Origin of the sequence: Streptomyces pseudovenezuelae (genome assembly GCF_029892565.1) — a bacterium.
Lineage (GTDB): Bacteria > Actinomycetota > Actinomycetes > Streptomycetales > Streptomycetaceae > Streptomyces > Streptomyces pseudovenezuelae_A.
The window spans coordinates 1-2,635 of record NZ_JARXVH010000065.1; the positions used below are offsets into that span (position 1 = coordinate 1).

2 protein-coding genes are annotated in these 2,635 nt (G+C 67.4%); both read right to left on the minus strand.

The window, feature by feature from the left end:
• Window positions 1-68: 68 nt before the first annotated feature.
• Window positions 69-842 carry an IS21-like element helper ATPase IstB gene (istB, locus tag M2283_RS51435; protein WP_280883554.1) on the minus strand — a complete coding sequence of 258 codons (774 nt, stop codon included), beginning with the start codon at window positions 840-842 and terminating at the stop codon, window positions 69-71.
• Complete coding sequence (gene istA, locus M2283_RS51440) at window positions 842-2,437, minus strand: IS21 family transposase (protein WP_280883555.1); 1,596 nt, start codon at window positions 2,435-2,437, stop codon at window positions 842-844. Before istA ends, istB begins: the two co-directional genes overlap by 1 nt.
• Window positions 2,438-2,635 lie beyond the last annotated feature (198 nt).

A 2,635-nucleotide genomic window follows, 5' to 3' on the forward strand; every position in this document is an offset into this window, starting at 1 on the left:
TTGTGGACGTTCGCGATATTCCCCCGCCGAAAGTTTGCGTAATTCGCCCACCCCTCGCCTGATCGGGGTCACTTGACCGGGGGCTTGCCGCGCTTGTCGGTGGGGTTCTTGGGGCGCTTGTTCGGCCGGTAGCTGGGGCCGTTCATGATGACTTGGTGGCTGGTGTTGATGAGCCGGTCCAGGAGGGACTCGGCGACGACGGGGTTGGGGAAGAGGGGATACCAGTCACTGGGTGCCCGGTTGCTGGTGATGATCAGGGATCGGCCCTGTCGCTCGCTGACCAGCTCGTAGAGGTCATCGGCCTGGGCCGCGCCGAGCTGGCGCATCGCGAAGTCGTCGAGGATGAGCACGTCGGGACGTACCAACTCACGCAGGCGTTTGTCCCAGGTGCGGTCCGCGTGCCCGCCGGCCAACTCCGCGAGGATCCGGCTGGTCTTGGCGAAGCGGACGTGGGCGCCCTGGCGGACCGCGAGGTGCCCGAGGGCCTGTGCGACGTGCGTCTTTCCGACCCCGACGGGACCGAACAAAATGACCGACTCGCCCGCATGCAGCCAGCGCAGGGCGCCGAGGTCGCGGATCTGAGCTGCGGGCAGCTTCGAGGAGGCGGTGAAGTCGAACTCCTCCAGGGTGACCTGCTGCTCGAACTTCGCCCGGTGCAGGCGCCGTTGGAAGGCGACGGTCTCGCGGCGGGTGATCTCGTCCTGGCAGAGGACCTGGAGGAAGTCGAGGTGGCCGAGCTCGCCGCCGTGGGCCTGGGCCAGGCGGGCGTCCAAGGTCTCCAGCATCCCCGAGAGCCGCAGCGACTTCAGCGACTCGCGCAGGGCGGTGTCCATCACGCTCATCAGATGCTTCCCTCAGCTTCGCCGTGGACCTGGTCGTCGCGGAGCTCGTCCGCCGTGTCGGGGGGTGTCGCGGAGGCGAACAGCCGCTTCGGTCCGTGGAGGAAGGCCGCGGCTCCCGCGTCTCCGCTGGTCTCGGGCTCGGGATCGGTCTCGGTGCCGGCGATCAAGATGCCTTTGACGGTGCGGTAGGACGGGTCGCCTACCACGATCGCCCGCGCGCAGGCGGCCTCCAGGCGTGTCTCGCCGTACTTCTTCCGCAGTCCGAGGACCCCCTGGGCGGCGCGGAGCCGGTAGAGCGCGTTGACTTCCAGCAGCTGGTCGACAACCTCGCGGCAGGCGTCGCCGATCTCGGACGCCTGGGTGCGGCACCAGATCGGCGTCTTCATCTGGAAGGCGATCTTCTCCGGCGGGTAGTCGCTCCTGTCGGTGCGTTTTCCCTGCTCAAGTGCCGCGTGAGTCTTGACCAGTTCACCGTTGAGGAAGACCTGGACCATCGTGGCAGTCGAGCGGACGTCGACCCGGCGGCCGATCAGTTTCCAGGGCACCGAGTAGAGGGTGCGGCCGACCTTGATGTGGATGTCCGGGCCGACCGTCGCGGTCGACCAGCGGGCCAGGACGAACGGGGTGGGCGGCAGCGGCAGCAGTGTCTCCGCCTCCAGGGCCCCGAAGACCGTCATCGGGGCGGCCCCGCCCAGCGGTCGGCATGGCCGCTGGCCTGCGACGTTCTGTGCCCAGGTGACGGCCTCGGCCTGCATGTGCTCGATCGAGATGAACTCCCGCCCGCGCCAGAACGAGTCTCGGATATAGGGCATGGGCCGTTCCACCCTGGGCTTGTCTTTTGGCTTCAGGGCGCGAGCCGGATCCACCAACGCCCCGTAGTGGGTGGCCAGTTCGGCATACGCCTTGTTGATTTTCGGGTCGTAGAGGTCGGGCTTGTCGACGCCGGTCTTCAGGTTGTCCGGCACCAGCCGGCGCGGGACCCCGCCGAAGTAGCGGAAGGCCGCGACGTGCGCTTCGGTCCAGGAGTGCTGGTGGAGGTTGAGGACGGGGCGGACGAACATGTGCCGCGAGCACGGCAGCACCATCACGAAGGCCCAGATCCGGTGCCGTGTGCCGGTGCGCGGGTTGATCCACTGCCCCAGGAAGCCGTAGTCGATCTGGGCCTCCTCGCCCGGCTCGATGTCCTCGCGCAGGACGGTGACCTGCGACCTCTTCACTTCGTCGGGCAGCGTGGCGTGCACCCAGCGGCGGAACGCGGAGATCGACACCTGAAGCTTGTGCTCGTCCCGCAGCCGTTGGTGGATCGTGGTGACCGTCACCTCACCCAGCAGGCCCTCGATGTAGTCGCGGTGCCGGTCGATGTCCGCCCAAGTGATCTGCCGCAGGCGGGAGTTGGTCAGCTCAGGGAACCACTCCTTGATCAGCTTGGCCCAGTCGGCCTCGCCCATCGGCGGCCCGCCCGGAGTGATCCCGGCCGCTTCCGCCGGCGTCAGGTACTTGCGGATTGTCTTGCGGTCCACCCCCAGCGACGCGGCCAGCTCACGCTTCGAGCGGCCTGCATACCAGTGGACGTAGATCTCGGTGACATCGACCACGACGAACGTTCTCCTCGCCATCCGGGCTGCCCATCGGCCTTGCGAACCACAGGCCGAGAGCCGCCCCGAGCACCTCCGCGATGCCCCGGTCCCTCGATCCCGAACTCCGCCGTACCCATGGCCAATTAGGAGAATTCGGTATGGGGAATAACAAAGTGCTCAAACCACCCGACATGGGGAAAATCGCGATCGTCGACA